This window comes from Pseudomonas sp. A014, assembly GCF_052378495.1.
In the GTDB taxonomy this organism is placed as follows: domain Bacteria; phylum Pseudomonadota; class Gammaproteobacteria; order Pseudomonadales; family Pseudomonadaceae; genus Aquipseudomonas; species Aquipseudomonas machongensis.
In genome coordinates, this window is sequence record NZ_CP199001.1 from 5,644,521 (window position 1) to 5,669,768 (window position 25,248).

A 25,248-nucleotide genomic window follows, 5' to 3' on the forward strand; every position below is an offset into this window, starting at 1 on the left:
AAATGACAACAAACCAGCAACTGGCGGCGATTCGCGAGGCGCTGGAAGATTACGAAGAAGGCGAAGCGATCGACCCGGTGCTGAAGAAGGCCGGGCTGGCACCTGCAAGCCAGAAAATGTCCCACGACCAGGTAGTGCAGTGGCTGCTGCAGGAGCGTGACAAGGCTGAAAAGGCAAATATCGTCGCCCAGTTCCTGCACGGTGTGGAAACGAACCAGGCACACTTGCGCGCCGGCCTTTCCTCACTCGCCAGCGCAACTCACTTCATGCAGCACCCGTTCAGCGTCGACAAGCAGCTCAACTGCCAGGTGTGCGGGGCCTTCGAGCATCTGGACATCGATTTCGTCCTGCTGAACCAGACACGCTACCTGTGCGGCAGCGTGCTGAGTGGCGATATCGCCGAGATGGCGTTCTTCCTGCAGCAGGCCAACGCCATCGACAGTCCCCGCCCTGAGGCACTGCCGCTCACGACCCGCATCTTCGAGATGATCCGGGCCTTGCCGGACAACGCCAGGCCCAAGGATATGCTCAAGCAATTGCGCAAGCTCAAGGGCGTGAAGATGAGCGAAGAGGAGGCGCGCAGCGTTATCGATCTGCTGGGGCATTGCGCGATCCTGCAGACGCCCGAACACCCCGGGCTTTTGCAGCGTTTCACCAACCAGGGCCTGGCGCCCAGCAGCTCGCGCTCGTCGGACTGGAGCTATCCGGTGGATTTCTGGACCGGGGCAAACGGTGTGGACGCCGACGCGATGGAATATTGGTTCGGCGACTATCCGCAACTGCTGGCGCAATAGCCTTGAAACGAAACAGCCCCGGCAAATGCCGGGGCTGTTTCGTTACGCCAGATCAGTATCAGAAGATGCTGATCGGGTATTCGACGAACACGCGAACTTCGTTGCCGTCGTCGTTGTAGCCGTTTTGGCGCACAGCGTTGTTGGTACGCAAGAACGAACTACGCAGCTTGATCGAGAGGTCCTTCGCCGGGCCGTCCTGCACCACGTAGCGAACCTGGTTGAAGATCTCGCGCTCCTTACCCTCGCCGAAACCTTCCGGGTTCTTGAGGTTGCGGGTGTTGATGTTGTCACCCACCACGTAAGCCAGCTTGTAGGTCAGACCAGGGATGCCGAAGGCACCGAAGTCCAGGCCGTAGCCCAACTGCCAGGAGCGCTCGTCTTCGGCGTTGAAGTCGGACCAGTACGAGTTGGCCAGGTAGATGGTCGAACCACCGTCACCGACACCGCCTTCGTTCTGGTACCAGCCATAGTTATAGCCGGTGCTGCCGGTGCTGCGCTGGTGGGCCAGTGTGAAGGAGTGCGGGCCATAGGCGTAGGTAGCCGCCAGGCTCCAGATGGTGTTGCGGTCGCCATTCAAGCCAGCTTCACGCACATACTTGTTGTCGATGTCCGACTTGTAGCCGTTGAAGTCCAGGGTCAGGGACTGGTCGGCCGCGATCGGGAAGACGTAGTTCAGGCCCAGGTAGTGCTTCTTCATGACATCTTCGTTGTCCGCGGTGTACAGCGACGCGGTGAAGTTGTCGGTGAACTTGTAGCTGCCGCCGAGCACGTTGATCGACTTCAGGCCACCGCCATCACGGCGCTCGGCACTCTTGCGGGCTTCCTGGGTGAAGCGGCCTGCATTCAGCTCCAGGCCTTTGATCTCCTTGGAGGTGATCATGGTGCCAGTGAAGCTCTCTGGCAGCAGACGAGCGTCGTCGTACTGCAGGACCGGCAGAGCCGGCATCTGGTCACCGTACTTGAGCACAGTGTTGGAGATGCGGAACTTCACCGCTGCACCACCACGAGCCAGGTTGTGAGGGGCGTTGGTTTTCTCACCGTCGAAGGTGGGGTCGGAGCGTTTGAAGAAGTCGACACCGCCACCCTGATTACGACCCTTGCCACCATCCAGACGCACGGCGTACAGGCCGAAGGCGTCGACACCGACACCCACGGTGCCTTGAGTGAAGCCGGACGAGAAGTTGGCGATCACACCCTGGCCCCACTGGGACTGGTCGTTGGTGTGGTGCTTCTTGTCACGGTTGATGAAGGCGTTGCGCAGGAGGACGTTGGCGTGGCTGTCCTCGATGAAGCCCTTGCTTTCGGCCTGGTCGTTGGCCTGGGCCTGAGTGGCGGCGATGAGTGCCAGCGCTACCAGGCTGATCCTTGTATTCAACATGTTGTTTTCCTTATTACCGAATCAGAACGCTCTGCTACCTAAAACGCCAGGAACCAACGCCCCTTCGTAGGTTCGACGCTTGTATCCAAACTGAAAACCCCGCTCCTTTTGCAGGTAGCGGGCTTCGTCCGGCGCTCGGCCAACTGATGGCCGGCAGGCGTAGAGGCCGAATCCTAGCCGCGTGTGCTTCGCAATGTCAAAAAAACGTGAAATGAAGGTTGATATAACCAAATTAAAGGCCAGAGCTGGTGCAAAACTGTGCTGAATCGCAGAGCAGACAGTTATTCCCTCTCTTTTCTGTACTTTCGTACAGGCAACTCACTTCTGGTTGGCTTGACAAAAACACCTCGATAAAAGCGAATAATTACCAGTTACAATTTGATACATTCGTAAATACGCGCCTTTACAAATAGCCAAGCAAGAGCAAATAGCAAGCATTACCATTCGCATCCTTTTCATAACAATCTCTGCTGGATGCCTGCCGATGCTTGTCCCCTGCCGCTTGTCTCCCCTGTCTCTGGGCCTGTCACTGATGTTCAGCGCAGGCCTTGCCAGCGCTGCCACCACTACCCTGCCTGAGCTCTCGGTCACTGCTGAAAGTGAACGCGAGCGCGATAATCCGCGGGTCAAGGACGTCAGCACCGCCACCCGCACCTCGACGCCGGTGCGCTACGTCCCGCAGGCGATCGACACGGTCAAGACCGCCAACGTACTGGACTACGGCAACAACAGCCTGGGCAAGGCACTGGAAGGCATCCCCAACGTCAGCAGCGGCGCCGACACTCGCTTCGACAGCCTGCGTATCCGCGGCTTCGACGCCAGCAACGACTTCTATCTGGACGGCGTGCGTGATGACAGCCAGTACGTGCGCGACCTGCACAACATCGAGCGCATCGAGGTGCTCAAGGGCCCGGCAGCCGTGCTCTATGGCCGTGGCAGCCAGGGCGGCATCGTCAATCGGGTGAGCAAGGCGCCCGAGCATGGCCGGCGCTCGACCATCGAAGCCCAGGGCGGCAGCGAGGACCTGCGCAGCCTGTACGCCGATCTCAGTGCCGACCTGAGCGACGACATCAGCGTGCGCCTGAACATGGGCAACCAGGACAACAACAGTTTCCGCGATGGGGTCGATGGCAACCGCCAACTGTTCGCCCCGTCGCTGAGCTGGCAACTGAACCCCGACCTGAACTGGCTGGTGCAGTACGAATACAGCCGCTACAACCGCACCCCGGATCGCGGCATTCCTGGCGTCGGCGGTCGTCCGGCGGATGTCGGGCGCAGCACTACGTACGGCGACACGCAGCGCGATTTCATCGACGACAAGTCGCAGTCGCTACGCTCGCGCCTGAACTACCAGCTCAGCGACAACTGGCAAGTGCGCCATACCCTGAGCCTGTTCAAGCTCGACAGCGACTTCGACAACACCTACCTCACCGGCTACACCCCCAGCACCAATCTGGTGACCCGCCAGCGCTGGCAGCAGGACCTGAACACCCGCAACCTTTTCAACAACCTCGAGGCCGAGGGCGATGTCAGCACCTGGGGCCTGGAGCACAAGCTGCTGCTGGGACTGGAATTCGGCAATCAGCGCCGCGATCCGCGCCTGTACACCGCGCGGGCGGTGAGTGCCGGTGGCCAGGCGGTGCCGTCGCTGAACCTGAACAACCCCAACCGGCGCCTGCAACACAACGGTCCCATGGTGCCGTCGAGCTACAACCACACGGTGGTCGATAGCCGTGGCGTCTACCTGCAGGACCAGATCCGCCTCAACGACCAATGGCAGATCCTGGCGGGCGTGCGCTTCGACCAGTTCGAGGTGGAAACCACCAACAAGCTGCGCGGCATCTCGGAAAAACAGGACGACAACAGCACCAGCCCGCGCCTGGGAGTGGTCTATTCGCCATGGCAGGAGCATTCGTTCTATGCCTCCTGGAGCAAGACCTATTCCCCGGTCGGCGGCGGCCTGATCGGTATCACCCCCGGCGCTGCCGGCAACACCAACGAAACGGCTCCAGAGAACACCCGGCAGAAGGAAATCGGGGTCAAGAGCGACTGGTTCGACGAGCGCCTGAGCACCACCCTCGCCATCTACGAGCTGGAGCTCTACAACCGTCGCACCACTGACCCGGACAACCCTGGCATCACCATCCTCACCGGCCTGCAACGCTCGCGTGGCGTGGAGCTGACCGCCCAGGGCAATGTGGTCGGCAACTGGTACGTACGCGGCGGCATCGGCCTGCAGGATGCCATCATCGCCAAGGACAACAGCGGCCTGGAGGGTAACCGGGTAAACAACGTGGCGCGGCGCAACGCCAGCCTGTTCGTGACCTGGAAGCCGGAGCTGGGCTGGTACGCCGAAACCGGCCTGGTACTGGTCGGCGAACGCTACGCCGACAACCAGAACACCACGGTGCTGCCAGGCTATGGGCACTGGGATGCACTGGCCGGCTACCGCACCCACGACTGGGACGTTCGCGCTGCGCTGAACAACATCACCGACAAGACCTACTACAGCTCGGCGACCAGCGCCGCGCAGATCCAGTTCGGCGATCCGCGCAGCCTGGTGGTGACAGGCACCTACAGCTTCTGACCGATGGGCCCTATCCAGAACCGCGGCAACTAGGCTTCAATACGCGTTTTTTCCGGACACACCCAAGGATTCACCCATGGCTTCCAACACCAAGCAACAGAAACGCGCCAAGCGCGCCGCCTCCAAGGCCAAGCAGAACCGCATGGTCCGCGGCGGCCAGGCGGTCAAGGCCAGCGCTGGCGACAGCGCCAGTGTCGAGCAGGTGTACAACAAGGCCATGGAGTCGGGGAGCTATGACGCCCTGTTCGACAAGATGAAGGAGGCCCAGGAAACCAGCCTGGTGTCGATGATCTCGGTGTTTCTGGTCGATCCATTGCTGGCGCTGGTACTCAAGGGGCACAAGGAAGAGCACGCCACCGACTACATCGTCCTGGTGTTCACCGCTTACCGCGCCTGGCTCGATGGCGCCGATGAAGCGGCGACCATGGCCTGGCTGGAGAGCGATGAGTTCCAGGACGCCTACGTGGCGGCGTCGGAGGCAGTGGCCAAGCAGCAGCAACAGCAGAAGCAGTTCGGCTGAAGCTCGGCTTGCGCCCACAAAAAAACCCTCGGGTCGATCCCGAGGGTTTTTTTATGCCGCGCGATAACGATTACTGCAGGGAAGGCGCTTCGCCGGCTTCCTGCATGCGCTGCAGTTCCTGTGCGTACAGGGCATCGAAGTTCACCGGCGACAGCATCAGCGCCGGGAACGAGCCACGGGTCACCAGGCTGTCGAGGGTTTCACGCGCGTACGGGAACAGGATGTTCGGGCAGAACGCACCCAGGGTGTGGCTCATGGAAGCTGCATCCAGACCCGAGATCAGGAAAATGCCCGCCTGCTGAACTTCAGCGATGAAGGCGACTTCTTCGCCGTTCTTGACGGTAACCGACAGGGTCAGCACGACCTCGTGGAAGTCACCTTCCAGGGCCTTCTGGCGGGTGTTCAGGTCCAGCGCGACGCTGGGTTCCCACTGCTGGCGGAAGATCTGCGGGCTTTTCGGGGCTTCGAACGACAGGTCACGCACGTAGATGCGCTGCAGGGAGAATTGTGGGCTGTTCTCTTCGGCGGCGCCGTTGTTCTGTTGGTCAGTCATGGCAGATCCTTTTCTGAAAATGGTTGAAAGAGGCGTGAATCAGGCCTCGAGCAGGGCGTCGAGCTTGCCCGAGCGCTCCAGCGCAAACAAGTCATCGCAACCGCCAACGTGGGTGCTGCCGATCCAGATCTGCGGCACCGAGGTACGCCCGGCCTTCTGCGCCATCTCGGCGCGCAGCTGGGGCTTGCCGTCGACACGGATTTCCTCGAACGCCACCTGCTTGCTCGCCAGCAGTTGCTTGGCGCGCATGCAGTAGGGGCAGTAGTCGCTGGAGTAGACGATGACGGGCTTCATATCACTTCACCAGGGGCAGGTTATCGGCTTTCCAGCTGGACACACCACCGCTGAGCTTGGCAGCGGTGAAGCCAGCCTTGAGCAGCTCGCGGCAGATGGTGCCGGACTGCTGGCCCATCGCATCGACGATGATCAGGGTCTTTTCTTTGTGTTTTTCCAGCTCGGCAATGCGGCCGATGACTTTGTCCTGCGGAATGTTCAGCGCCCCGACGATGTGGCCGGCGGAGTATTCCTTGCTTGGACGGATATCGATCACCACGCCCTTCTCGGCGTTGACCAGCGCGGTCAGTTGGCCGTTGCTCAGGCTCTGGCCGCCGCGGCGGATTTCATTGACCAGCAGCAGGATCAGCAGGACGAAGAAGATCGCAACCAGGATGAAGTGATCTGTCGCGAATTGAATCAGGTGAGCAACCATCAGGGGTGTTCCAGGCGATTGAAAATGCCGGCCAGTATACACAGCCACCCATGCCCGCCAAAGCCCGCCGGGCCGGCTCGGAAACAGCCTTCATCTGCAACCCGTCGGGACGCTGGTCGTACGAACCGACGAATATTCGCCGTCGCTGGCCGATTTGCCCTAAAATGCGTGTCTTTATCATCTTTGAACAACCGTGAGTTTGATTGATGACGAGCACGCCCAAGCCCCTGGTCCTGATCATCCTGGATGGTTTCGGTCACAGCGAAAGCCCCGAATACAACGCCATCTACGCCGCCAACACACCGGTCTATGACCGCCTGCGCGCCACCCAGCCGCATGGCCTGATCTCCGGTTCCGGCATGGATGTCGGCCTGCCGGACGGGCAGATGGGCAACTCCGAAGTCGGTCACATGAACCTCGGCGCGGGCCGTGTGGTGTACCAGGACTTCACCCGGGTCACCAAGGCCATCCGCGACGGCGAGTTCTTCGAAAACCCGGTACTCACCGGCGCCGTGGACAAGGCAGTTGCAGCAGGCAAGGCCGTGCACCTGCTGGGCCTGCTCTCCGACGGCGGCGTGCACAGCCACCAGGACCATATCGTCGCCATGGCCGAACTGGCCGCCCAGCGTGGCGCCGAGAAAATCTACCTGCACGCCTTCCTCGACGGCCGCGACACCCCTCCGCGCAGCGCCCAGTCGTCCATCGAACTGCTCGACGCGACCTTCGCCAAGCTGGGCAAGGGCCGCATCGCCAGCCTGATCGGCCGCTATTACGCGATGGACCGTGACAACCGCTGGGACCGCGTCAGCGCAGCCTACAACCTCATCGTCGACAGCTCCGCCGAGTACAGCGCAGACAGCGCCGTGGCTGGGCTGAAAGCAGCCTATGCACGCGATGAGAGCGACGAATTCGTCAAGGCCACGCGCATCGGCGAGGCGGTCAAGGTCGAAGACGGCGACGCGGTGATCTTCATGAACTTCCGCGCCGACCGCGCCCGCGAACTGTCGCGAGTGTTCGTCGAAGCCGATTTCAATGAATTCCCCCGTGCGCGCCTGCCGAAGCTCGCGGCCTACATCGGCCTGACCCAGTACTCGGCGAAGATCCCCGCCCCCGCGGCCTTTGCCCCAGCCAGCCTGAACAACGTGCTGGGCGAGTACCTGGCCAAGAACGGCAAGACCCAGCTGCGCATCGCCGAGACCGAAAAGTACGCTCACGTGACCTTCTTCTTCTCGGGCGGACGTGAAGAGCCGTTCGAAGGCGAAGAGCGCATCCTGATCCCGTCGCCGAAGGTCGCCACCTACGACCTGCAGCCTGAGATGAGCGCGCCGGAAGTGACCGACCGTATCGTCGAGGCCATCGAGCAACAGCGTTATGACGTGATCGTGGTCAACTACGCCAACGGCGACATGGTCGGCCACACCGGCGTATTCGACGCGGCGGTCAAGGCCGTCGAGGCGCTGGACGGCTGTGTCGGGCGCATTGTCGAGGCGCTGGGCAAGGTCGGTGGCGAAGCACTGATCACCGCCGACCACGGCAACGTCGAGCAGATGGAAGACGAGTCCACTGGCCAGGCGCACACCGCGCACACCACCGAGCCGGTGCCGTTCATCTATGTCGGCAAGCGCAGCGTGAAAGTCCGTGACGGCGGCGTGCTGGCCGATGTGGCGCCGACCATGCTCAAGCTGCTGGGGCTGGAGAAGCCTGCCGAAATGACCGGAACCTCGATCCTGATCGACACTTGAGACTGCGCATTGGGGTCGCGGTGCAGCGCACCCTGACGTGATTTCCGGACAAACGCCCCGCCGCACCCGCAGCGGGGCGTTTTTTTTGCTCGCTCAGGCGGGCATACTAGGCCAGTCTCCATCCCTGGTACGCCCGATTCCATGCGCCGCGCCCTCATACTCCTAGCCCTGTCATGCCTGCTCAGTCCGGCGTTCGCCGACGAGCGCGCGCAGACCCAGCAACAACTGGACGCCACTCGCCAGGACATCGCCGAGCTCAAGAAAATGCTGGGCAAGCTCCAGGAAGAGAAAGCCGGCGTGCAGAAAGACCTCAAGTCCACCGAGACCGATATCGGCAATCTCGAAAAGCAGGTGGAGGGTCTTCAGCAAGAACTAAAAAAGACCGAGGGCGAGCTGGAGCGCCTTGACCACGAGAAAAAAAAACTCCAGAGCGCCCGCGTTGAACAGCAACGACTGATCGCGATCCAGGCCCGCTCCGCTTACCAGAACGGTCGCGAGGAATACCTCAAGCTGCTGCTCAACCAGCAGAATCCCGAAAAGTTCGCTCGCACCCTCACGTACTACGACTACCTGAGCAAGGCGCGCCTGGAGCAACTGCGCACCTTCAACGAAACCTTGCGCCAGCTGGCCAATGTCGAACTGGAAATTTCCGGCCAGCAGGAACAGCTGATGGCCCAGCGCGCCGACCTCGACAGCCGCCGCCAGGCACTGGAGGCCGAACGCAGCAAGCGCCAGCAGGTACTGGCCAAGCTCAACAGCGACGTCAAGGATCGCGACCAGAAGCTTCAGGCCCGCGAACAGGACCAGGCCGACCTCGCCAAGGTGCTCAAGACCATCGAGGAAACCCTCGCCCGCCAGGCCCGTGAAGCCGAAGAAGCGCGGCAGAAGGCGCTGCTGGCCAAGCAGGAAGAAGAGAAGCGGCGCAAGGAACAGGCGCTGGCCGACGCTCGCCGCGACGAGCCGCAAGAGCCGCCGAAAAAGGCCCGCACCGTGCTCGGCCCGCTGGTGTCCAGCGATGGCGCCAACTACGGTGGTGCATTTTCCGCCGCCCGTGGAAAACTTCCATGGCCAGTCAATGGTCGATTGCTGGCACGCTTCGGCGACACGCGAGGCGGTGATGCGCGTGCCAAGTGGGACGGCGTGATGATCAGCGCCAGCGCCGGCACTCAGGTGCGCGCCGTACATGGCGGGCGCGTGGTGTTCGCCGACTGGTTGCGCGGCGCTGGACTTCTGGTCATTCTCGACCATGGTAATGGCTACCTGAGCCTGTACGGCCATAACCAGAGCCTGCTCAAGAGCGCCGGCGACATCGTCAAGGCCGGGGAAGCCATTTCTACCGTCGGCGACAGCGGCGGCCAGGACAGCGCAGGTTTGTACTTCGCGATTCGCCAGCAGGGCCGGCCCACCGACCCTGCGCAATGGTGCCGAGGCTAGGCACCGCAACATTTACGGTCAGGCCCGACGGTGGGCCGCACCGATGCTCCCACGGGAGCACCTACAGGATCAGGAGTTCGTTCGACATGCTGCACTCGTCTCGCCTCACCCAGCTGGCCCTGACCATAGCTCTGGTCGTCGGCGCGCCCCTGGCCAGCGCCGCAGAGCCGGTCAAGCCCGCCAAGGCGGCTGCCGTGCCGGCCACCGAGGTGACGGCCAAGGCGCCGCTGCCGCTGGACGAACTGCGCACCTTCGCCGAGGTCATGGACCGCATCAAGGCAGCCTATGTCGAGCCGGTGGATGACAAGACCCTGCTGGAAAATGCCATCAAGGGCATGCTCAGCAACCTTGACCCGCACTCGGCCTACCTCGGCCCTGAAGACTTCCAGGAGCTGCAGGAAAGCACCAGCGGCGAGTTCGGCGGCCTGGGCATCGAGGTTGGCATGGAGGACGGCTTCGTCAAGGTGGTCTCGCCCATCGACGACACTCCGGCCTCACGCGCCGGCATCGAGGCGGGCGACCTGATCGTCAAGATCAACGGCGCCCCGACCCGCGGCCAGACCATGACCGAGGCCGTCGACAAGATGCGCGGCAAGATCGGCCAGAAGATCACCCTGACCCTGGTACGCGACGGCGGCACGCCCTTCGATGTGACGCTGGCCCGCGCGGTCATCCAGGTCAAGAGCGTGAAGAGCCAGTTGCTCGAGAACGACTACGGCTATATCCGTATCACCCAGTTCCAGGTCAAGACCGGCGAAGAAGTCGGCAAGGCGCTGGCCAAGCTGCGCAAGGATAACGGCAAGAAGCTGCGCGGCCTGGTGCTGGACCTGCGCAACAACCCCGGCGGCGTCCTGCAGTCGGCGGTGGAAGTGGCCGACCACTTCCTCACCAAAGGCCTGATCGTCTACACCAAGGGCCGTATCGCCAACTCCGAGCTGCGCTTCTCCGCCGACCCGGCCGACGCCAGCGAAGGCGTACCGCTGGTGGTACTGATCAACGGCGGCAGCGCCTCGGCTTCGGAGATCGTCGCCGGCGCCCTGCAGGATCAGAAACGCGGCGTGCTGATGGGCACCGACAGCTTCGGCAAGGGCTCGGTACAGACCGTGCTGCCACTGGCCAACGACCGCGCACTGAAGCTCACCACCGCGCTGTACTTCACCCCCAACGGACGCTCGATCCAGGCACAGGGTATCGTGCCGGACATCGAAGTACGCCAGGCCAAGCTCACTGCCGAAGCCGACACGGACAACTTCAAGGAAGCCGACCTGCAGGGTCACCTGGGCAACGGCAATGGTGGCGCCGATCGTCCGACCGGCAGCAGCAAGCGTACCGAGCGCCCGCAGGACAACGACTTCCAGCTGAGCCAGGCGCTCAGCCTGCTCAAGGGCCTGAACATCACCAAGGGTGATTGATAACCACCATGCGTTTTCTGCTGTTCACGCTGTTCTGCCTGCTGGCCGGTACCGCACATGCGGCACCGGCCAAGGCCTATATGAGCATCATCATCGACGACCTGGGCCAGAACAACGAACGCGACAGCCGCACCCTCGCCCTGCCCGGGCCGGTCACCATGGCGATCATGCCCGACACCCCGCACGCCACCGACTTCGCCCGCCAGGCACACAAGGCCGGACGTACGGTGATCCTGCACATGCCCATGGACCCCGCCACCGGGCCCTATGCCTGGCATCCGGGGCTACCCATCGAGGAGCTGGCACGACGCCTCGACGCCGCGCTGCTCAAGGTGCCCTTCGCCGCAGGCATCAACAACCACATGGGCAGCCGCATGACCGCACAGCGCGACGCCATGGCCTGGTTGATGGGTAACCTGCAGGGCCGCGAGCTGTTCTTCGTCGACAGCCGCACCAGCGCCGCCACGGTGGCGGCGGCCGAGGCCCAGGCAATCGGATTGGCGCACGTCTCGCGGGATGTATTTCTGGATGACGTACGCACAACCGAAGCCATCGCCGGTCAATTGCGCCAAGGCATCGAGCTTGCCCGCAAGCAAGGTTCAGCGGTGCTGATCGGCCACCCCTACCCGCAGACTCTCGAAGTGCTCGAACGAGAGATGCCCGGGCTCAAGCGCCAGGGCATCGAGTTGATCGAACTGCGCCAGATGATCGCCGAACGCAGCAACCAGGCCATGTCGGCGCACGGTCGCAACGGTCGCTACAGCAACCGTTGATCGCTTGGCCGTTCAGAGCGCCTACAGGCTGTTGAAGGGAATGATGTCCTTGGCCTGGGCGTAGGTCAGGTTGCCCCGGTAGATGCTCAGCACCTGCCCCTCGCTCGCAGCCCTCATCTGCTCCCTGTAGCCCATCTTGCGCTGGCTCCAGAGCTTCAGATGGCCTTTGCCGAATGCTGTGGGCGCCGCCTGTGAGTCGGCGAAGTGGAAGTGCGCGGCCCACAGGGGTCGGCCTTTGCTGTCGCCGGACGACTTGAGCAGGTTGATGCGGTATTCATCCAGATAGCCATCTGAAACCTGCTTGCGCGGCCCCACGTACTCAACCGTGATCAAGCCTTGCTGATGGAGAAAGCTCAGACCCCGGGCACCGGGATAGCGCGTCTTGGTATAAAGCTCGACCAGGCATTCTCGCTTCTGCTCGCGCAACCGGATAACAGCGTCATCCAGGCGCCCCAACAGACTGTCGGTGCTATCCGCGTCCGCCAGCTGTTCGCGCAACTCCAGCACTTCAGCGATCTGCGCATCAAGCATCGAGATCAACCCGCTGTCCTGCGCGTCATTGCTTACCAATGCCTTGGCCTGCTCGATGACGCTCTCGTTTTGCGCCAATATGCCTTCGGCCAGTTCACGGCTTTTCTTCTCGAATTCCGGCGTCGAGGCCCGCGACTGCGACTCAGGTTCCGTACTCGCGACCTCTTCCAACCAAGCCCCGCCTACCTTTTGAAACCGGTGCTGAATCTTGGAGCTGAACGCGCCCTTGACCTGCAACTGCGCCCGCCCATCAACCATCACCTCTGTACCTAGCACTGTCTGCCCTGCAAGGGTACGCGCCACTTGCAGCGCCCACAGTGGATAAACCATACGGCGCGAGGCCTGAGCTTGTCCGGAAGCCTGCTCACGCATGGCTTCGACCAGCGCGTCGCCTGCCATCTTCTTCAGACCCACCATCTGCTCTCTGTAGGCGGCAAGGCGCTGGGTATCGACCAGCCCGCTGCCTAGCTTGCTGATGCGGTCGCAGTTGAGAATCGCCGCCAGATATTCATCCCAGGCACCTTGCAGCACCTCGATACGCTCAAGGATCGGCAGTTCGTAGAACATCGACAGATGGTGGGCGTTTGCGGCTACACGCAAACGGTAGCTGGCAATCGCGTCGCGGAAGATCGTGTAATGCTGGCTGGCGGCACCCTCTTCGAAGCGCAGTGCGAGTTCCACCAGGCTCATCGCCTGGAAGAAGCGAATCATGACCGTAGAAGTCTTGCGCGCGGCGATGACCTGGGCAACGCTGACCAAGCCGGTGCTCGATTGGATTTCCATGTCAATATCGCTGACCGCCAGCACATGATCCATTTGGCTTGAGACCTCCATGATCCTTGGTTGGTCCAGGACCATGCCCTCGAGCAGCTCTCGACACTTGGCGTAGAGAACCGCGCGGTTTTCTGGCGTAGCTCCGCTCAGGCTGCGGACGATCTGGTCATACTCGCGGAAACTACCCACAGCCACCGCTTCATTCAGAAGGAATACGCCATAGCCAATCAAGTCGTGACGTGCATTCGAAAGGGCTTGTCGCAGGTCCCTGCCATGGGCGGTTGTGCGCGTATAGTTGGGGTTATCCAGCAGCTCGACAATGCTGCGCTGCGCGCTGGCTTGGTGCTCGAACATCGAGTAGACCAGCTCGACACGCTGCCGGCGCAGGTCGCGCATCGCGCCCATTAGCTCATCGCGCTTTGCTGTGTACAGTTCGGTCAACGTCTTGAACCGGGAGAGGTCATCCGGGTTCGTGGGAGGAGGTTGGTTCAGTGTTTCCTCCAGCTTCACGATCTTGGTCCGCAGCTCCTCGATCTGGCGGTTCTGTCTCAGGTACTCAGGAATCGGCTTGTTTGCCTCAAGCAAATGATGCTCCACCTCTTCCAGCGACTTTTGGATCGTAGCGGCAATCTTCTGGCGCAGCCGTTCCTGCGCAGCGCTGCGCCCACGCCCACCGCCCCCCTGCAACCGTGTATCGATGCGCCAGCCACCGCCATCGTTGTGCAGGCAAGGCCCTGGCGTCAGGTCAGCCCCCACGATTCTCGCCCCCCCTTCATGAACAACGACCTGATAGACCTCCTGCCCCAGCCTGACGTAGTACCTGCCGTCGACAGCAGTCAAGCCCGCCGTTGCACCTTGCGTGTCGGGCGCGTGTCCAGCCAGCGATACCTCGACCGCCAATTCGCGCACGCGACTGCGTTGAGAAGCCGAAAGTCCGTTGAGGCCACCAGCCCCACGCCACGAAAAATCCAGGTGTGTCTGCGTGGTGCCGTACAAGTCACGCACCAGCCCCGCAGGCTTGCGTTCAGGCTCCGGCAACGGGTGAAGCGCTACGTCCTGCGCCACGGGCAGCTCCTCGAGCGACGTAACATCGTGCTGCGACCCAAGTACTGTGTTTCTGGGGGTCTGCAGATGGATCAACGCCATCAAGGTATTGTTCAAAAGGTCGGTCACGGCCTGGATTCGCTCCCCCGCGCTGTCACTGCCAAGCCCCTGTACATCGCTGGCCAGGCTGCGGATGCCCATGTACAGCCAGGTGATCGATACCACCGGTCCCGGCAGCACAGGCAGCACCGCATTGAGCAGCTCCCAGCCAAACGCGATCACTACCCCCCACCGCAACTCGCTGTTGCTCACCGCCGAACGGTCGGCCAGCTCGACCAACACCTGATGCCGCGCCTCGAACATCTGTGCGTCGATGTCTTGCCCCCAGGCCTCCAGCGCCAGTTGAGCAGGATCAGGCTTATCCAATGGACCGAAGGGGTCGAACACCCAGTGCGGCAGGTGAGGTTCATTGAATCCACCATTGTCGTAGACAGGACGCTCGTTCTGATCCATCCACATCAGCGCGAGGTTCTGTAGCTTGCCAGGCTTGCGGATGGCCCCCATCAAGGTATCGACGTCCTTGAAGACATGGACCGCGCCGTCTGTGTACATCGGGCAATACAGCACGCACTGGCCGGACTCGACGATTTCAATGACATAGAACCCATGCACCCGATCAACTTTCTTCGAGGTCGGCGAACGCCTGAAAGCCAAGGGCGCAATCCTGACCCCAGCCGCTTGCGCGTCCCCATCGCGACAGAAGCGGGCCACTGCACCATAGGCAAAGGTATCCAGGCGATTGACCACCACCGCCCGAGCGGCATCGAACATCAAAGTGATACGCCATTGACGACCGAAACGGGCGATACGTTCCGCGTTTTCGGTGCCATCTGCGAGCAGGTTGTTGACGTAGGTCGGGTAGGTACCGCCGATATCGACGCGTGCGACCAGTTCACGGATGTAATCGACATTCATCCAGTCCAGGATCAACTGTTCATTACGGTGGGCGATGTGTGTCACCACGCCACCCTGCGACGCAGCCAGCCGACCGATGGCCAGCTCGGTCAGGGTCACGGTACGGCTGTCGATCTTTTGCCCAAAATCCAGGCCATGACCGTCGCTGACAAAGGTGTCGATGGTCAGGAGCAGATCATCGGCAAAGTAGTTGGCATCGACCGGATGATCGGCAAGCATTTCCTCGCGAAGACGGCGGGCTGCATAGGTGTGCAGATCATCCACCCCGTCCAGGGCGCGCTCACCACCGTCACTCCCCTGCAACAGCGTCAGATCGAGCATGGCCTGCAAATAGGTGGCCTGCCCCTCAGACCCGGCTCTCCGGAGGCCAGTAGGTAGCTGCAGAGCCACCGGCTTGGCAGGCACATTGCTGCGTTGAGCGAAAAACTGAGAGGGGTCCAAGGCTCCATCGACCTGGCGCTCCAGCTCGGCGACGCTATCAGCTGCCCCCCAGCGCACACGCGCCTGACGCTCGAGCAGGATCTCCAGCAGCAACCCGCTTTGCAGGGCGAACGCATCGCCCTCCGACGTGAAACCACTCCAGCTCATACGATCGAACTCGCAACGCCGCGCCATCTGCAGCTGCAGCCCTCGGCCAAAGGCACTCAGTGACTCGAAGCTACGCACCTCCCCATCCGGTTGGCACCACAAGACCAACGGACGCGGCGTGTCGAGGGTCGTCACCAGTAAGCCGGGCAACAGTTCACTGCTTTGTCGATCGCCCAAGTGCATCTGCACGCGAACGGCCTGCACCTCGACGTTACGCGTGTTCCCCAACAGCAGTTGGCGCAGGCAGGCGCGCTCGGCCTCCTCGAGGTCAGCCTCGTCCAGGCCTTGCAGTAGGCTGGCTCGCAGCACCTGTTGCAACCAGAGATCGCGGTTGCCCTGGCCGTCGCCGTTCCAGTAGCCGATCTGCGCCTGCTGCAGATAGTGGGGCAACAGAGGCAGCATCTTCTCGAAGGGTTCGACCAGCGTCTCAGGCTTGATCAGGTCCCCATCACTGGTTTCGAAGGGCGACTTGATGGCGAAGAGGCGTTGGTACGGATTCAGGCTCAACGCATAAGCGCCCATGCTGGCGAAATCCACGCGCTTGCCATCGAGCACCAACTGCAGCAGATGGTCGATCAGCAACTCAGTGCGGTAGGTGTCATCTGCGGTGGAGCAAAGCAGCGAGAGTGGCTGTGCAGAAGTCATCTCGGGGCGATGAATCGCGATCAGCGGATACTGCTCGACGATTATCTTCATGACCTGCTGGTCGAGCACTTCGCGCAAGGTCGGTCGATTAGCGAACTGCGCAGCGACTGCGCTGTACAGGTCGTAGGGTGGGTGACTCACGGAGGTAGTAGACATGCTCAAGGCTCGTTGTGAAATGAAGCCAAAGCCTCCGCGCCAGTCGATATCACTGGGGGGTACATAATGCTTTTGCGCACCGGTTGACCATGGGCAACGGCAGTCGGCGGTCCGCCCCAACGTGACCGCCCGCTGAAGAAAAAAAGGGCCCTGTCATTCGACAGAGCCCTTTTCACAACGATAAGCCGCCTACGCGATCAGCTGTAGACACGCCCCAGCAACTGGCGGTGGCTTTCGAACTGATCGAGCACATCGCGCACGATCTGCTCAGGCAGGAAGCCCATCAGGTCGTACTCCTGGCTGCCGTTGTGCAGGTACACCTCGGCGCGGTAGAAGCGCTGGCGCACTTCTGGCTCGCCCCCGGCAGACGCCTCGCTCGGTGCCGCCAGGTAACCGTCCAGGCTGACTTCATAAACGAACGGGTTGCCCTCTTCCATCATCACCCGCACGCCCATCATGTTGCGCGACTGACCGACACGGGTCTCCACCTCGAAGCCCAGGGCGCGCAGTTGTTCCGCCGCCTCCTTGAGGGCCGGGCTGACCTGTTTGTCCATGAAGCGCTGCACCACCGCCTGGGTCGGCTCAAGCTCCAGTTGCGTGAGGCGCTCGCTGAAGCCGCGACGGCCACGGGCAGCCAGCTCCGCGCGCTCCTGCTCGACCGCGACATCCTGCTTCATCGCCTTGTACAGGCCGAACATGAACAGCACCAGCACCACCGAGAACGGCAGGCCGGCCAACACCACCATGGTCTGCATGGCTTCGAAGTTGCCGGCGAACAGCAGGCCGATGGTAACCAGGGTGATGATCACCGACCAGAACACCACCATCCAGTGCGGCGCATCCTCGTCGACCTGGCCACCTTTGCACGAAAGGTTGGCCATCATCACCGCGCCCGAGTCGGCCGGGGTGAGGAACAGCACGAAGCCGACGAACACCGCAACGCCGATCACGATCTTGGCCGCCGGGAAGTACTCCAGCAACTGGTAGATCGACATCGAGGGCTGCTCCAGCGCTGTCTTGCCCAGCTCAACGGCGCCCTGGTTGATCACCAGGTCCAGCGCGGTGTTGCCGAAGATCGACAGCCACGCCAGGGTGAAGCCCAGCGGGATCAGCAGCACGCCGCTGACCAGCTGGCGCACGGTACGGCCCTTGGAGATACGGGCGATGAACATGCCCACGAACGGGCCCCAGGAGATCCACCAGGCCCAGTAGAACACGGTCCACAGGCCCAGCCAGCGCTCGGACTTGCCGGCCTCGCCTTCATAGACATACAGGTCGAAGGTCTTGAGTACGATGCCGTTGAGGTAATCGCCGACGTTCTGCACGAAGCCGTTGAGCAGGTGCAGGGTATTGCCGCCGAGCAGGACGAAGATCAACAGCCCGCTGAACAGCATGATGTTGAGGTTGGACAGGCGGCGGATGCCGTTTTCCACACCCGAGACCGCGGCTACGGTGGCCACACCGGCCATCACCAGAATGACCACCAGCAGGTTGGTCTTGCTGTGGTCCATGCCGAACAGGTACTCCAGGCCCGAGGAGACCTGCATCGAGCCGATACCGAGGTTGGTCACCAGGCCCAGCAGGGTGACGAACATGCCGAAGATGTCCACGGCATTGCCCGCCGCGCCCTTGACCCAACGCTCACCGACCAGCGGGTACAGCGCCGAACGCAGCGCCAGCGGCTGGTTGTGGCGGTAGGCGAAGTAGCCCACGGCCAGACCCACCAAGGCGTAGATCGCCCAGCCGTGCAGGCCCCAGTGCAGGAAGGTCAGTTGCAGGCCCTGGCGCGCAGCCTCGAGGCTGGCAGGGGTGCCTTCCGGCGGATTGAAGTAGTGGTCCAGCGGTTCGGATGCGCCGAAATACAGCAGCGAAATGCCAATACCGGAGGAGAACAGCATGCCGGCCCAGGCGCCGTAGCTGAAGTCGGGCTGGTCATCCTTGCCGCCCAGCTTGAGCTTGCCGTAGTCGGAGAAGGCCAGGTAGACGACGAACACGAGGTAACCGCAGATCACCAGCATGTAGTACCAGCCGAAGGTGCGCGTCAGCCACTTCTGGGCCACGCCCAGCACCTGGCCGGCAGTTTCGGGTACAGCGATAAGCAAGGCAGTCAACGCGAGGACCAGCAGCGCGGAGGTGAGGAACACCACGCGGTTGACCCGAACCCTCTCGGCGGGGGGCTTTGTCAGGGAGGCAGAACTCATTGCACGAATGCTCCGGGCAGTACGGCTGTGGAGGCTAATCAGTCATTTCCCGCGCAATTGGTGCAATAGCTCCACTGCGTCAGGTGTTATAAAAGCACCTTGGAAACCGTGATCCCGAATCGAAACGCTGCAAAAAAACAGACCGGCGGACTGCACCTGAGCGCCTTCATCCTCACTGGATGCGCGCATTGGTCACAGCTCGCCTGACCCGCTCCAAGGGTCGTCCGCGCGGTCATCGACCACTCGGCAGAATCTGTTCATGCACCGTTCTTGCCCGTCAACGCCTTGTATTCCGGGGGTTACACGTTTTCCTGGGGTGTCAATCCGTGCCTTCTCGACTGCCTGAAAGACTGTCAATGGCACAAATTGTCGCAGAGCTTATTCTTTATTGATTGAACGTTCAATCAAAACAAAATAGACTGGCCCTCGCCGAGTCGGATGCGTGTTGTCCGCTCGCAGGCCTGAGGAGATAGCAAGATGCCCAAGGTCGGTATGCAACCCATCCGCCGCCAGCAGTTGATCGACGCCACATTGCAGGCTGTCGACCAGGTCGGTCTGGGAGATGCCAGCATTGCGCTGATTGCCCGTTTGGCCGGTGTGTCGAACGGCATCATCAGTCACTACTTTCAGGACAAGAACGGCCTGATCGCAGCGACCATGCGCTACCTCATGAATGCGTTGAGCGAAGGCACCGTCGCCCGCCGACAAGCCCTCACCGACGACAGCCCGCGGGCGCACCTGAGAGTGATCGTCGAAGGCAACTTCGACGCAAGCCAGGTCAGCGGCCCGGCAATGAAAACCTGGTTGGCCTTCTGGGCCGCCAGCATGCACCAGCCGTCCTTGCACAGGTTGCAGCGGATCAACGATCACCGCCTTTACTCCAACCTGTGCTGCCAGTTCCGTCGTGTCTTGCCGCTCTACCATGCACGCAAGGCTGCTCGCGGGCTGGCGGCCCTGATCGACGGCCTGTGGCTGCGTGGTGCGCTCTCGGGCGACGCGTTCGACACCGAGCAGGCAATACGGATCGCCTACGAATACATGGATCTACAACTGGCTAAGCAGCACGACCTGGCTACCAACCCCCAGGCGGCTGAACGATCGCACGCAGCGACTGCCCAACCGGCGGGAGCACGACGCGGCTAGCCAATCACACACTGCACTTGCGAGGACTCTATGGCCCGTTTCGGAACGCAAAAACTCTACATCGATGGTGGTTATGTCGACGCTGGCAGCGATGCCACCTTCGAAGCCATCAACCCGGCCACCGGCGAAGTCCTTGCCCACGTCCAGCGTGCGACCGAGGCTGACGTCGAGCGCGCCGTCGAGAGCGCCGAACGTGGCCAGAAAGTCTGGGCCGCGATGACCGCCATGCAGCGTTCGCGCATCCTGCGCCGCGCCGTCGACATCCTGCGCGAGCGCAACGACGAGCTGGCCATGCTGGAAACCCTGGATACCGGCAAGTCGTACTCCGAAACCCGCTACGTCGACATCGTCACCGGTGCCGATGTGCTGGAGTACTACGCAGGCCTGATCCCGGCCATCGAAGGCGAGCAGATCCCGCTGCGCGAATCGTCCTTCGTCTACACCCGCCGCGAGCCACTGGGCGTGACTGCCGGTATCGGCGCGTGGAACTACCCGATCCAGATCGCCCTGTGGAAGTCTGCGCCAGCCCTGGCCGCCGGCAACGCGATGATCTTCAAGCCGTCTGAAGTCACCTCGCTGACCACCCTGAAGCTGGCCGAGATCTTCACCGAAGCCGGTCTGCCGGATGGCGTGTTCAACGTCCTGACCGGCAGCGGTCGTGAAGTCGGCACCCTGCTGACCGAGCACCCGCGCATCGAGAAAGTCTCCTTCACCGGCGGCACCACCACCGGCAAGAAAGTCATGGCCAGCGCTTCGAGCTCCTCGCTCAAGGAAGTGACCATGGAACTGGGTGGCAAGTCGCCGCTGATCATCTGCGACGACGCCGACCTGGACAAGGCCGCCGACATCGCCATGATGGCCAACTTCTACAGCTCCGGTCAGGTCTGCACCAACGGCACCCGCGTGTTCGTTCCGGCAGCGATGAAAGCCGCCTTCGAAGCCAAGATCGCCGAACGCGTCGCCCGCATTCGCATCGGCAACCCGGAAGACGAGAACACCAACTTCGGTCCGCTGGTCAGCTTCGCGCACATGGAAAGCGTCCTGGGCTACATCGCCAAGGGCAAGGAAGAAGGCGCCCGCGTGCTGTGCGGCGGGGAGCGTCTGACCGAAGGCGCGTTCGCCAAGGGCGCCTTCGTCGCCCCGACCGTGTTCACCGACTGCCGCGACGACATGACCATCGTCAAGGAAGAGATCTTCGGCCCGGTGATGAGCATCCTCACCTACGAAACCGAAGAAGAAGTCATCCGCCGCGCCAACGACACCGAGTACGGCCTGGCTGCGGGCGTATGCACCAACGACATCACCCGCGCACACCGCATCATCCACAAGCTCGAAGCCGGTATCTGCTGGATCAACGCCTGGGGTGAATCGCCAGCCGAGATGCCGGTTGGCGGCTACAAGCAGTCGGGCGTCGGCCGTGAAAACGGCGTCAGCTCGCTGGCTCAATACACTCGCATCAAGTCGGTGCAGGTCGAGCTGGGCGGCTACAACTCGGTCTTCTAAGACCGGTCTGGCCACGCCCGTGACATTGCGCACGGGCGCTCCCGCTCCCTGAACACTGCCAACGAGGGTACTTTGCATGTCCCAAGAATTCGATTACATCATCGTCGGTGCCGGTTCGGCCGGTAACACCCTGGCCACCCGCCTGACCGAAGACGCCAACGTCTCGGTGCTGCTGCTGGAAGCCGGCGGCCCCGACTACCGCTTCGATTTCCGCACCCAGATGCCGGCCGCCCTGGCCTTCCCGCTGCAAGGCCGCCGCTACAACTGGGCCTACGAGACCGACCCTGAGCCACACATGGATGGCCGCCGCATGGAATGTGGCCGCGGCAAGGGCCTGGGTGGCTCCTCGCTGATCAACGGCATGTGCTACATCCGTGGTAACGCCATGGACTTCGACGGCTGGGCTGAACTGCCAGGCCTGGAAGACTGGACCTACCTCGACTGCCTTCCGTACTTCCGCAAGGCCGAAACCCGCGACATCGGCCCGAACGACTACCACGGCGGCGACGGCCCGGTCAGCGTTGCCACGCCAAAAGCTGGCAACAACCCACTGTTCCATGCCATGGTCGAAGCCGGTGTACAGGCCGGTTACCCACGCACCGAAGACCTCAACGGCTACCAGCAGGAAGGCTTCGGTCCGATGGACCGTTCGGTGACCAAGAACGGTCGTCGCTCCAGCACCGCCCGTGGCTACCTGGACCAGGCCAAGAAGCGCCCTAACCTGACCATCGTCACCCACGCCCTGAGCGATCGCGTACTCTTCGAAGGCAAGCGCGCCGTGGGTGTGACCTATCTGGTCGGTGACAGCGAAGAGCGCGTCGAAGCCCGTGCCCGCAAGGAAGTCATCGTCAGCTCCGGCGCCATCGCTTCGCCGCAGTTGCTGCAGCGCTCCGGTGTCGGCCCGCGCGCCCTGCTGGAGAGCCTCGACATTCCGGTGGTCCACGACCTGCCGGGCGTCGGCGAGAACCTGCAGGACCACCTGGAACTGTATCTGCAGTACGCCTGCACCCAGCCGGTGTCGCTGTACCCATCACTGCTGTGGTGGAACCAGCCGGCCATCGGTGCCGAGTGGCTGTTCAACGGCACCGGCATCGGCGCCAGCAACCAGTTCGAGGCCGGTGGTTTCATCCGCACCCGTCCTGAGTTCGAATGGCCGAACATCCAGTACCACTTCCTGCCGGTGGCGATCAATTACAACGGCTCCAACGGCGTGAAGGAACACGGCTTCCAGGCGCACATGGGTTCGATGCGTTCGCCAAGCCGTGGCCGCATCCAGGCCAAGTCCAAGGATCCGCGCCAGCACCCGAGCATCCTGTTCAACTACATGGCCACCGAACAGGACTGGCAAGAGTTCCGCGACGGCATCCGCCTGACCCGCGAGATCATGGCCCAGCCGGCGCTGGACCCGTATCGCGGTCGCGAAATCAGCCCGGGCGCGCACGTGCAGACCGATGAAGAGCTGGACAAATTCATCCGCGAGCACGCCGAAACCGCGTTCCACCCGTCCTGCTCGTGCAAGATGGGCACCGACGACATGGCGGTGGTCGATGGCGAAGGCCGCGTGCATGGCATGGAAGGCTTGCGCGTTGTCGATGCGTCGATCATGCCGATTATCATTACCGGCAACCTCAACGCCACCACGATCATGATCGCCGAGAAAATCTCCGACAAGATCCGTGGACGCAAGCCACTGCCACGCAGCACGGCTAAGTACTACAAGGCCAACGGTGCGCCGGTGAAGGGCAAGCCGATGCGTGAGGTGAAGCAGGCGTAATCCTGCACCGGCCCCTTCGCGGCTAAAGCCGCTCCCACAGGGTTCGCACAGATTATGAAAACTGTGCAGTACCTGTGGGAGCGGGCTTGCCCGCGAAAGGGCCCGCATAGGCAACACAACAAAAGGCACCCACCGCGGTGCCTTTTGTACATCTGCAGAAACGCTTTACATGCTGGCAATTCATCAGGTTAGAATCGATTGGCACGCGACTTGCCAGTCAAGTCATCTTTCTGCGATATCCCGGAGTACCTGCCTTTGGATGCCAGCACCATCAACAGCCTGTTCCTGATCGGCGCACTGCTGGTGGGCGCAAGTATCCTGGTCAGCTCTCTGTCGTCGCGTCTGGGCATCCCTATCCTGGTCATCATCCTCGCGGTCGGCATGGTCGCCGGTGTCGATGGTGGCGGCATCATTTTCAACAACTACCCGACCGCCTACCTGGTGGGCAACCTCGCGCTGGCCGTGATTCTGCTCGACGGCGGCCTGCGCACGCGGGTGGCGAGTTTCCGCGTGGCACTGTGGCCGGCCTTGTCGCTGGCCACGGTGGGCGTGCTCATCACCACCGGCCTTACCGGCATGGTCGCTGCCTGGCTGTTCGACCTGAGCCTGATCCAGGGCCTGCTGATCGGCGCCATCGTCGGCTCTACCGACGCCGCGGCGGTGTTCTCGCTGCTCGGTGGCAAAGGCCTGAACGAACGGGTCACGGCAACGCTCGAGATCGAGTCGGGCAGCAACGACCCGATGGCGGTATTTCTCACCGTCACCCTGATCGACATGATCGCCAGCGGTCAGACCGGCCTGCACTGGAGCCTGCTGACCCACCTGCTGCGCGAGTTCGGCATCGGCGGCCTGCTGGGCCTGGGCGGCGGCTGGCTGATGCTGCAACTGGTCAACCGCATCAACCTGGCCGGCGGCTTGTACCCGATCCTGGTGGTCGCCGGCGGCCTGGCGGTGTTCTCGCTGACCAACGCCCTGCACGGCAGCGGCTTCCTTGCCGTCTACCTGTGCGGCCTGGTGCTGGGCAACAAGCCGATCCGCAGCCGCCACGGCATCCTGCACATGCTCGACGGCATGGCCTGGCTGGCGCAGATCGGCATGTTCCTGGTGCTGGGGCTGCTGGTCACCCCGCACGACCTGCTGCCCATCGCCCTGCCCGCGCTGGGCCTGGCGCTGTGGATGATCCTCTTCGCCCGCCCACTGTCGGTGCTGGCCGCACTGCTGCCGTTCAAGGCTTTCCACGGCCGCGAAAAGGGCTTCATTTCCTGGGTTGGCCTGCGCGGCGCGGTACCGATCATTCTTGCGGTGTTCCCGCTGATGGCGGGCCTGCCGGATGCGCAGCTGTTCTTCAACCTGGCGTTCTTCATCGTGCTGGTGTCACTGCTGGTGCAAGGCACCAGCCTGCCGTGGATGGCCAAGCTGCTGAAGGTCACGGTGCCGCCAGATCCAGCGCCGATCTCGCGCTCGGCGCTTGAGGTGCATATCACCAGCGAATGGGAGCTGTTCGTCTACCGCCTGGGCGCGGAAAAATGGTGCATCGGCGCAGCCCTGCGCGAGCTGAAGATGCCCGAGGGCACGCGTATCGCCGCGCTGTTCCGTGGCGAGCAATTGCTGCACCCCTCGGGCAGTACCGTGCTGGAGGTCGGCGACATGCTTTGCGTAATCGGCCACGAGCACAACCTGCCCGCCCTGGGCAAACTGTTCAGCCAGGCGCCACAGCGCGGCCTGGACCTGCGCTTCTTCGGCGACTTCGTCCTCGAAGGCGATGCCGAACTCGGCGCCGTGGCAGCGCTTTATGGCCTGAAACTCGACGGCCTGGATGCGAAAATGCCGTTGGCGCAGTTCATCCGACAGAAGGTCGGAGGCGCTCCAGTCGTAGGCGACCAGGTCGAATGGCACAGCACGATCTGGACGGTCGCGACCATGGACGGGAACAAGATCCAGAAAGTGGGCGTCAGATTCCCCGAAGGAACCCGGCCCGGCCCGGGGCTGTTCCTCTAAACTCCGTTAGTGCC

Annotated in this window: 17 protein-coding genes; 11 read left to right on the forward strand and 6 right to left on the reverse strand. The window is 62.4% G+C overall.

Annotated elements, in window-relative coordinates; all coding sequences use genetic code 11:
* The first annotated feature begins 2 nt into the window (after nt 1–2).
* Nucleotides 3–794 carry a hypothetical protein gene (locus tag ACTYOL_RS26075; RefSeq protein WP_444757312.1) on the forward strand — a complete coding sequence of 264 codons (792 nt, stop codon included), beginning with the start codon at nt 3–5 and terminating at the stop codon, nt 792–794.
* Nucleotides 795–852: 58 nt separating this feature from the next.
* Here ACTYOL_RS26075 and ACTYOL_RS26080 read toward each other — a convergent pair whose 3' ends face one another.
* A complete protein-coding gene (locus ACTYOL_RS26080; protein ID WP_063541571.1) occupies nt 853–2,172 on the reverse strand; it encodes an OprD family porin in 1,320 nt (439 codons plus the stop codon).
* Nucleotides 2,173–2,656: 484 nt separating this feature from the next.
* Here ACTYOL_RS26080 and ACTYOL_RS26085 point away from each other — a divergent pair, with 484 nt between their 5' ends.
* Together ACTYOL_RS26085 and ACTYOL_RS26090 are read left to right on the forward strand one after the other, a co-directional pair.
* Nucleotides 2,657–4,759 (forward strand): TonB-dependent receptor, encoded by a 2,103-nt coding sequence (locus ACTYOL_RS26085; protein ID WP_197890386.1) that lies wholly within the window; start codon nt 2,657–2,659, stop codon nt 4,757–4,759.
* A 76-nt stretch (nt 4,760–4,835) separates the two neighbouring features.
* On the forward strand, nt 4,836–5,279 hold the full coding sequence (locus ACTYOL_RS26090) for a hypothetical protein (RefSeq protein WP_153773313.1): 444 nt from the start codon (nt 4,836–4,838) through the stop codon (nt 5,277–5,279).
* Between the two features lie 70 nt (nt 5,280–5,349).
* On the opposite strand, the gene secB is transcribed toward ACTYOL_RS26090, so the two are convergent.
* The 3 genes from secB to ACTYOL_RS26105 are packed head-to-tail and all read right to left on the reverse strand — an operon-like array spanning nt 5,350 to nt 6,541.
* Nucleotides 5,350–5,832 carry a protein-export chaperone SecB gene (gene secB, locus ACTYOL_RS26095; protein ID WP_054891215.1) on the reverse strand — a complete coding sequence of 161 codons (483 nt, stop codon included), beginning with the start codon at nt 5,830–5,832 and terminating at the stop codon, nt 5,350–5,352.
* A gap of 39 nt (nt 5,833–5,871) precedes the next feature.
* Nucleotides 5,872–6,126, reverse strand: coding sequence for a glutaredoxin 3 (gene grxC, locus ACTYOL_RS26100; RefSeq protein ID WP_054891214.1), 255 nt, complete (start codon nt 6,124–6,126; stop codon nt 5,872–5,874).
* Between the two features lies 1 nt (nt 6,127).
* On the reverse strand, nt 6,128–6,541 hold the full coding sequence (locus tag ACTYOL_RS26105; protein ID WP_054891213.1) for a rhodanese-like domain-containing protein: 414 nt from the start codon (nt 6,539–6,541) through the stop codon (nt 6,128–6,130).
* A 206-nt stretch (nt 6,542–6,747) separates the two neighbouring features.
* Between ACTYOL_RS26105 and gpmI the strand changes: the two genes are divergently transcribed.
* The 4 genes from gpmI (at nt 6,748) to ACTYOL_RS26125 (ending at nt 11,902) form a co-directional block, all read left to right on the forward strand.
* Entirely contained in the window at nt 6,748–8,283 is a 1,536-nt protein-coding gene (gpmI, locus tag ACTYOL_RS26110; RefSeq protein WP_153773312.1) for a 2,3-bisphosphoglycerate-independent phosphoglycerate mutase, read from the forward strand.
* A 141-nt stretch (nt 8,284–8,424) separates the two neighbouring features.
* Nucleotides 8,425–9,717 carry a murein hydrolase activator EnvC family protein gene (locus ACTYOL_RS26115; protein ID WP_054891211.1) on the forward strand — a complete coding sequence of 431 codons (1,293 nt, stop codon included), beginning with the start codon at nt 8,425–8,427 and terminating at the stop codon, nt 9,715–9,717.
* 86 nt (nt 9,718–9,803) lie between these two features.
* A complete protein-coding gene (locus tag ACTYOL_RS26120; RefSeq protein ID WP_054891210.1) occupies nt 9,804–11,129 on the forward strand; it encodes a S41 family peptidase in 1,326 nt (441 codons plus the stop codon).
* A gap of 8 nt (nt 11,130–11,137) precedes the next feature.
* A complete protein-coding gene (locus ACTYOL_RS26125) occupies nt 11,138–11,902 on the forward strand; it encodes a divergent polysaccharide deacetylase family protein (protein ID WP_197890394.1) in 765 nt (254 codons plus the stop codon).
* Between the two features lie 21 nt (nt 11,903–11,923).
* Here ACTYOL_RS26125 and ACTYOL_RS26130 read toward each other — a convergent pair whose 3' ends face one another.
* Nucleotides 11,924–16,528, reverse strand: a complete 4,605-nt coding sequence (locus ACTYOL_RS26130) for a dermonecrotic toxin domain-containing protein (protein WP_444758179.1) — start codon at nt 16,526–16,528, stop codon at nt 11,924–11,926.
* 284 nt (nt 16,529–16,812) lie between these two features.
* Nucleotides 16,813–18,816: a BCCT family transporter gene (locus ACTYOL_RS26135; RefSeq protein ID WP_054891207.1), complete on the reverse strand. Its 2,004-nt coding sequence runs from the start codon at nt 18,814–18,816 to the stop codon at nt 16,813–16,815.
* A 477-nt stretch (nt 18,817–19,293) separates the two neighbouring features.
* Between ACTYOL_RS26135 and betI the strand changes: the two genes are divergently transcribed.
* The 4 genes from betI to ACTYOL_RS26155 all read left to right on the forward strand — a co-directional run bounded on the left by betI (nt 19,294) and on the right by ACTYOL_RS26155 (nt 25,234).
* Entirely contained in the window at nt 19,294–19,959 is a 666-nt protein-coding gene (gene betI / locus ACTYOL_RS26140) for a transcriptional regulator BetI (RefSeq protein ID WP_054891206.1), read from the forward strand.
* A 30-nt stretch (nt 19,960–19,989) separates the two neighbouring features.
* The gene (gene betB / locus ACTYOL_RS26145; protein ID WP_112899397.1) at nt 19,990–21,462 is read left to right on the forward strand and encodes a betaine-aldehyde dehydrogenase; all 1,473 of its coding nucleotides are present in this window, start codon (nt 19,990–19,992) and stop codon (nt 21,460–21,462) included.
* A gap of 76 nt (nt 21,463–21,538) precedes the next feature.
* Nucleotides 21,539–23,236, forward strand: coding sequence for a choline dehydrogenase (betA, locus tag ACTYOL_RS26150; RefSeq protein ID WP_153773308.1), 1,698 nt, complete (start codon nt 21,539–21,541; stop codon nt 23,234–23,236).
* Between the two features lie 255 nt (nt 23,237–23,491).
* Nucleotides 23,492–25,234, forward strand: a complete 1,743-nt coding sequence (locus ACTYOL_RS26155) for a potassium/proton antiporter (protein WP_153773307.1) — start codon at nt 23,492–23,494, stop codon at nt 25,232–25,234.
* The last annotated feature ends 14 nt before the right edge of the window (nt 25,235–25,248 follow it).

Coding starts and splice junctions, on each gene's coding strand:
- ACTYOL_RS26090 (WP_153773313.1), top strand. CDS start 4,836: ATGGCTTCCAACACCAAGCAACAGAAACGCGCCAAGCGCGCCGCCTCC.
- grxC (WP_054891214.1), bottom strand. CDS start 6,126: ATGAAGCCCGTCATCGTCTACTCCAGCGACTACTGCCCCTACTGCATG.
- betA (WP_153773308.1), top strand. CDS start 21,539: ATGTCCCAAGAATTCGATTACATCATCGTCGGTGCCGGTTCGGCCGGT.
- betI (WP_054891206.1), top strand. CDS start 19,294: ATGCCCAAGGTCGGTATGCAACCCATCCGCCGCCAGCAGTTGATCGAC.
- secB (WP_054891215.1), bottom strand. CDS start 5,832: ATGACTGACCAACAGAACAACGGCGCCGCCGAAGAGAACAGCCCACAA.
- gpmI (WP_153773312.1), top strand. CDS start 6,748: ATGACGAGCACGCCCAAGCCCCTGGTCCTGATCATCCTGGATGGTTTC.
- ACTYOL_RS26125 (WP_197890394.1), top strand. CDS start 11,138: ATGCGTTTTCTGCTGTTCACGCTGTTCTGCCTGCTGGCCGGTACCGCA.
- ACTYOL_RS26075 (WP_444757312.1), top strand. CDS start 3: ATGACAACAAACCAGCAACTGGCGGCGATTCGCGAGGCGCTGGAAGAT.
- ACTYOL_RS26115 (WP_054891211.1), top strand. CDS start 8,425: ATGCGCCGCGCCCTCATACTCCTAGCCCTGTCATGCCTGCTCAGTCCG.
- betB (WP_112899397.1), top strand. CDS start 19,990: ATGGCCCGTTTCGGAACGCAAAAACTCTACATCGATGGTGGTTATGTC.
- ACTYOL_RS26135 (WP_054891207.1), bottom strand. CDS start 18,816: ATGAGTTCTGCCTCCCTGACAAAGCCCCCCGCCGAGAGGGTTCGGGTC.
- ACTYOL_RS26080 (WP_063541571.1), bottom strand. CDS start 2,172: ATGTTGAATACAAGGATCAGCCTGGTAGCGCTGGCACTCATCGCCGCC.
- ACTYOL_RS26085 (WP_197890386.1), top strand. CDS start 2,657: ATGCTTGTCCCCTGCCGCTTGTCTCCCCTGTCTCTGGGCCTGTCACTG.
- ACTYOL_RS26120 (WP_054891210.1), top strand. CDS start 9,804: ATGCTGCACTCGTCTCGCCTCACCCAGCTGGCCCTGACCATAGCTCTG.
- ACTYOL_RS26105 (WP_054891213.1), bottom strand. CDS start 6,541: ATGGTTGCTCACCTGATTCAATTCGCGACAGATCACTTCATCCTGGTT.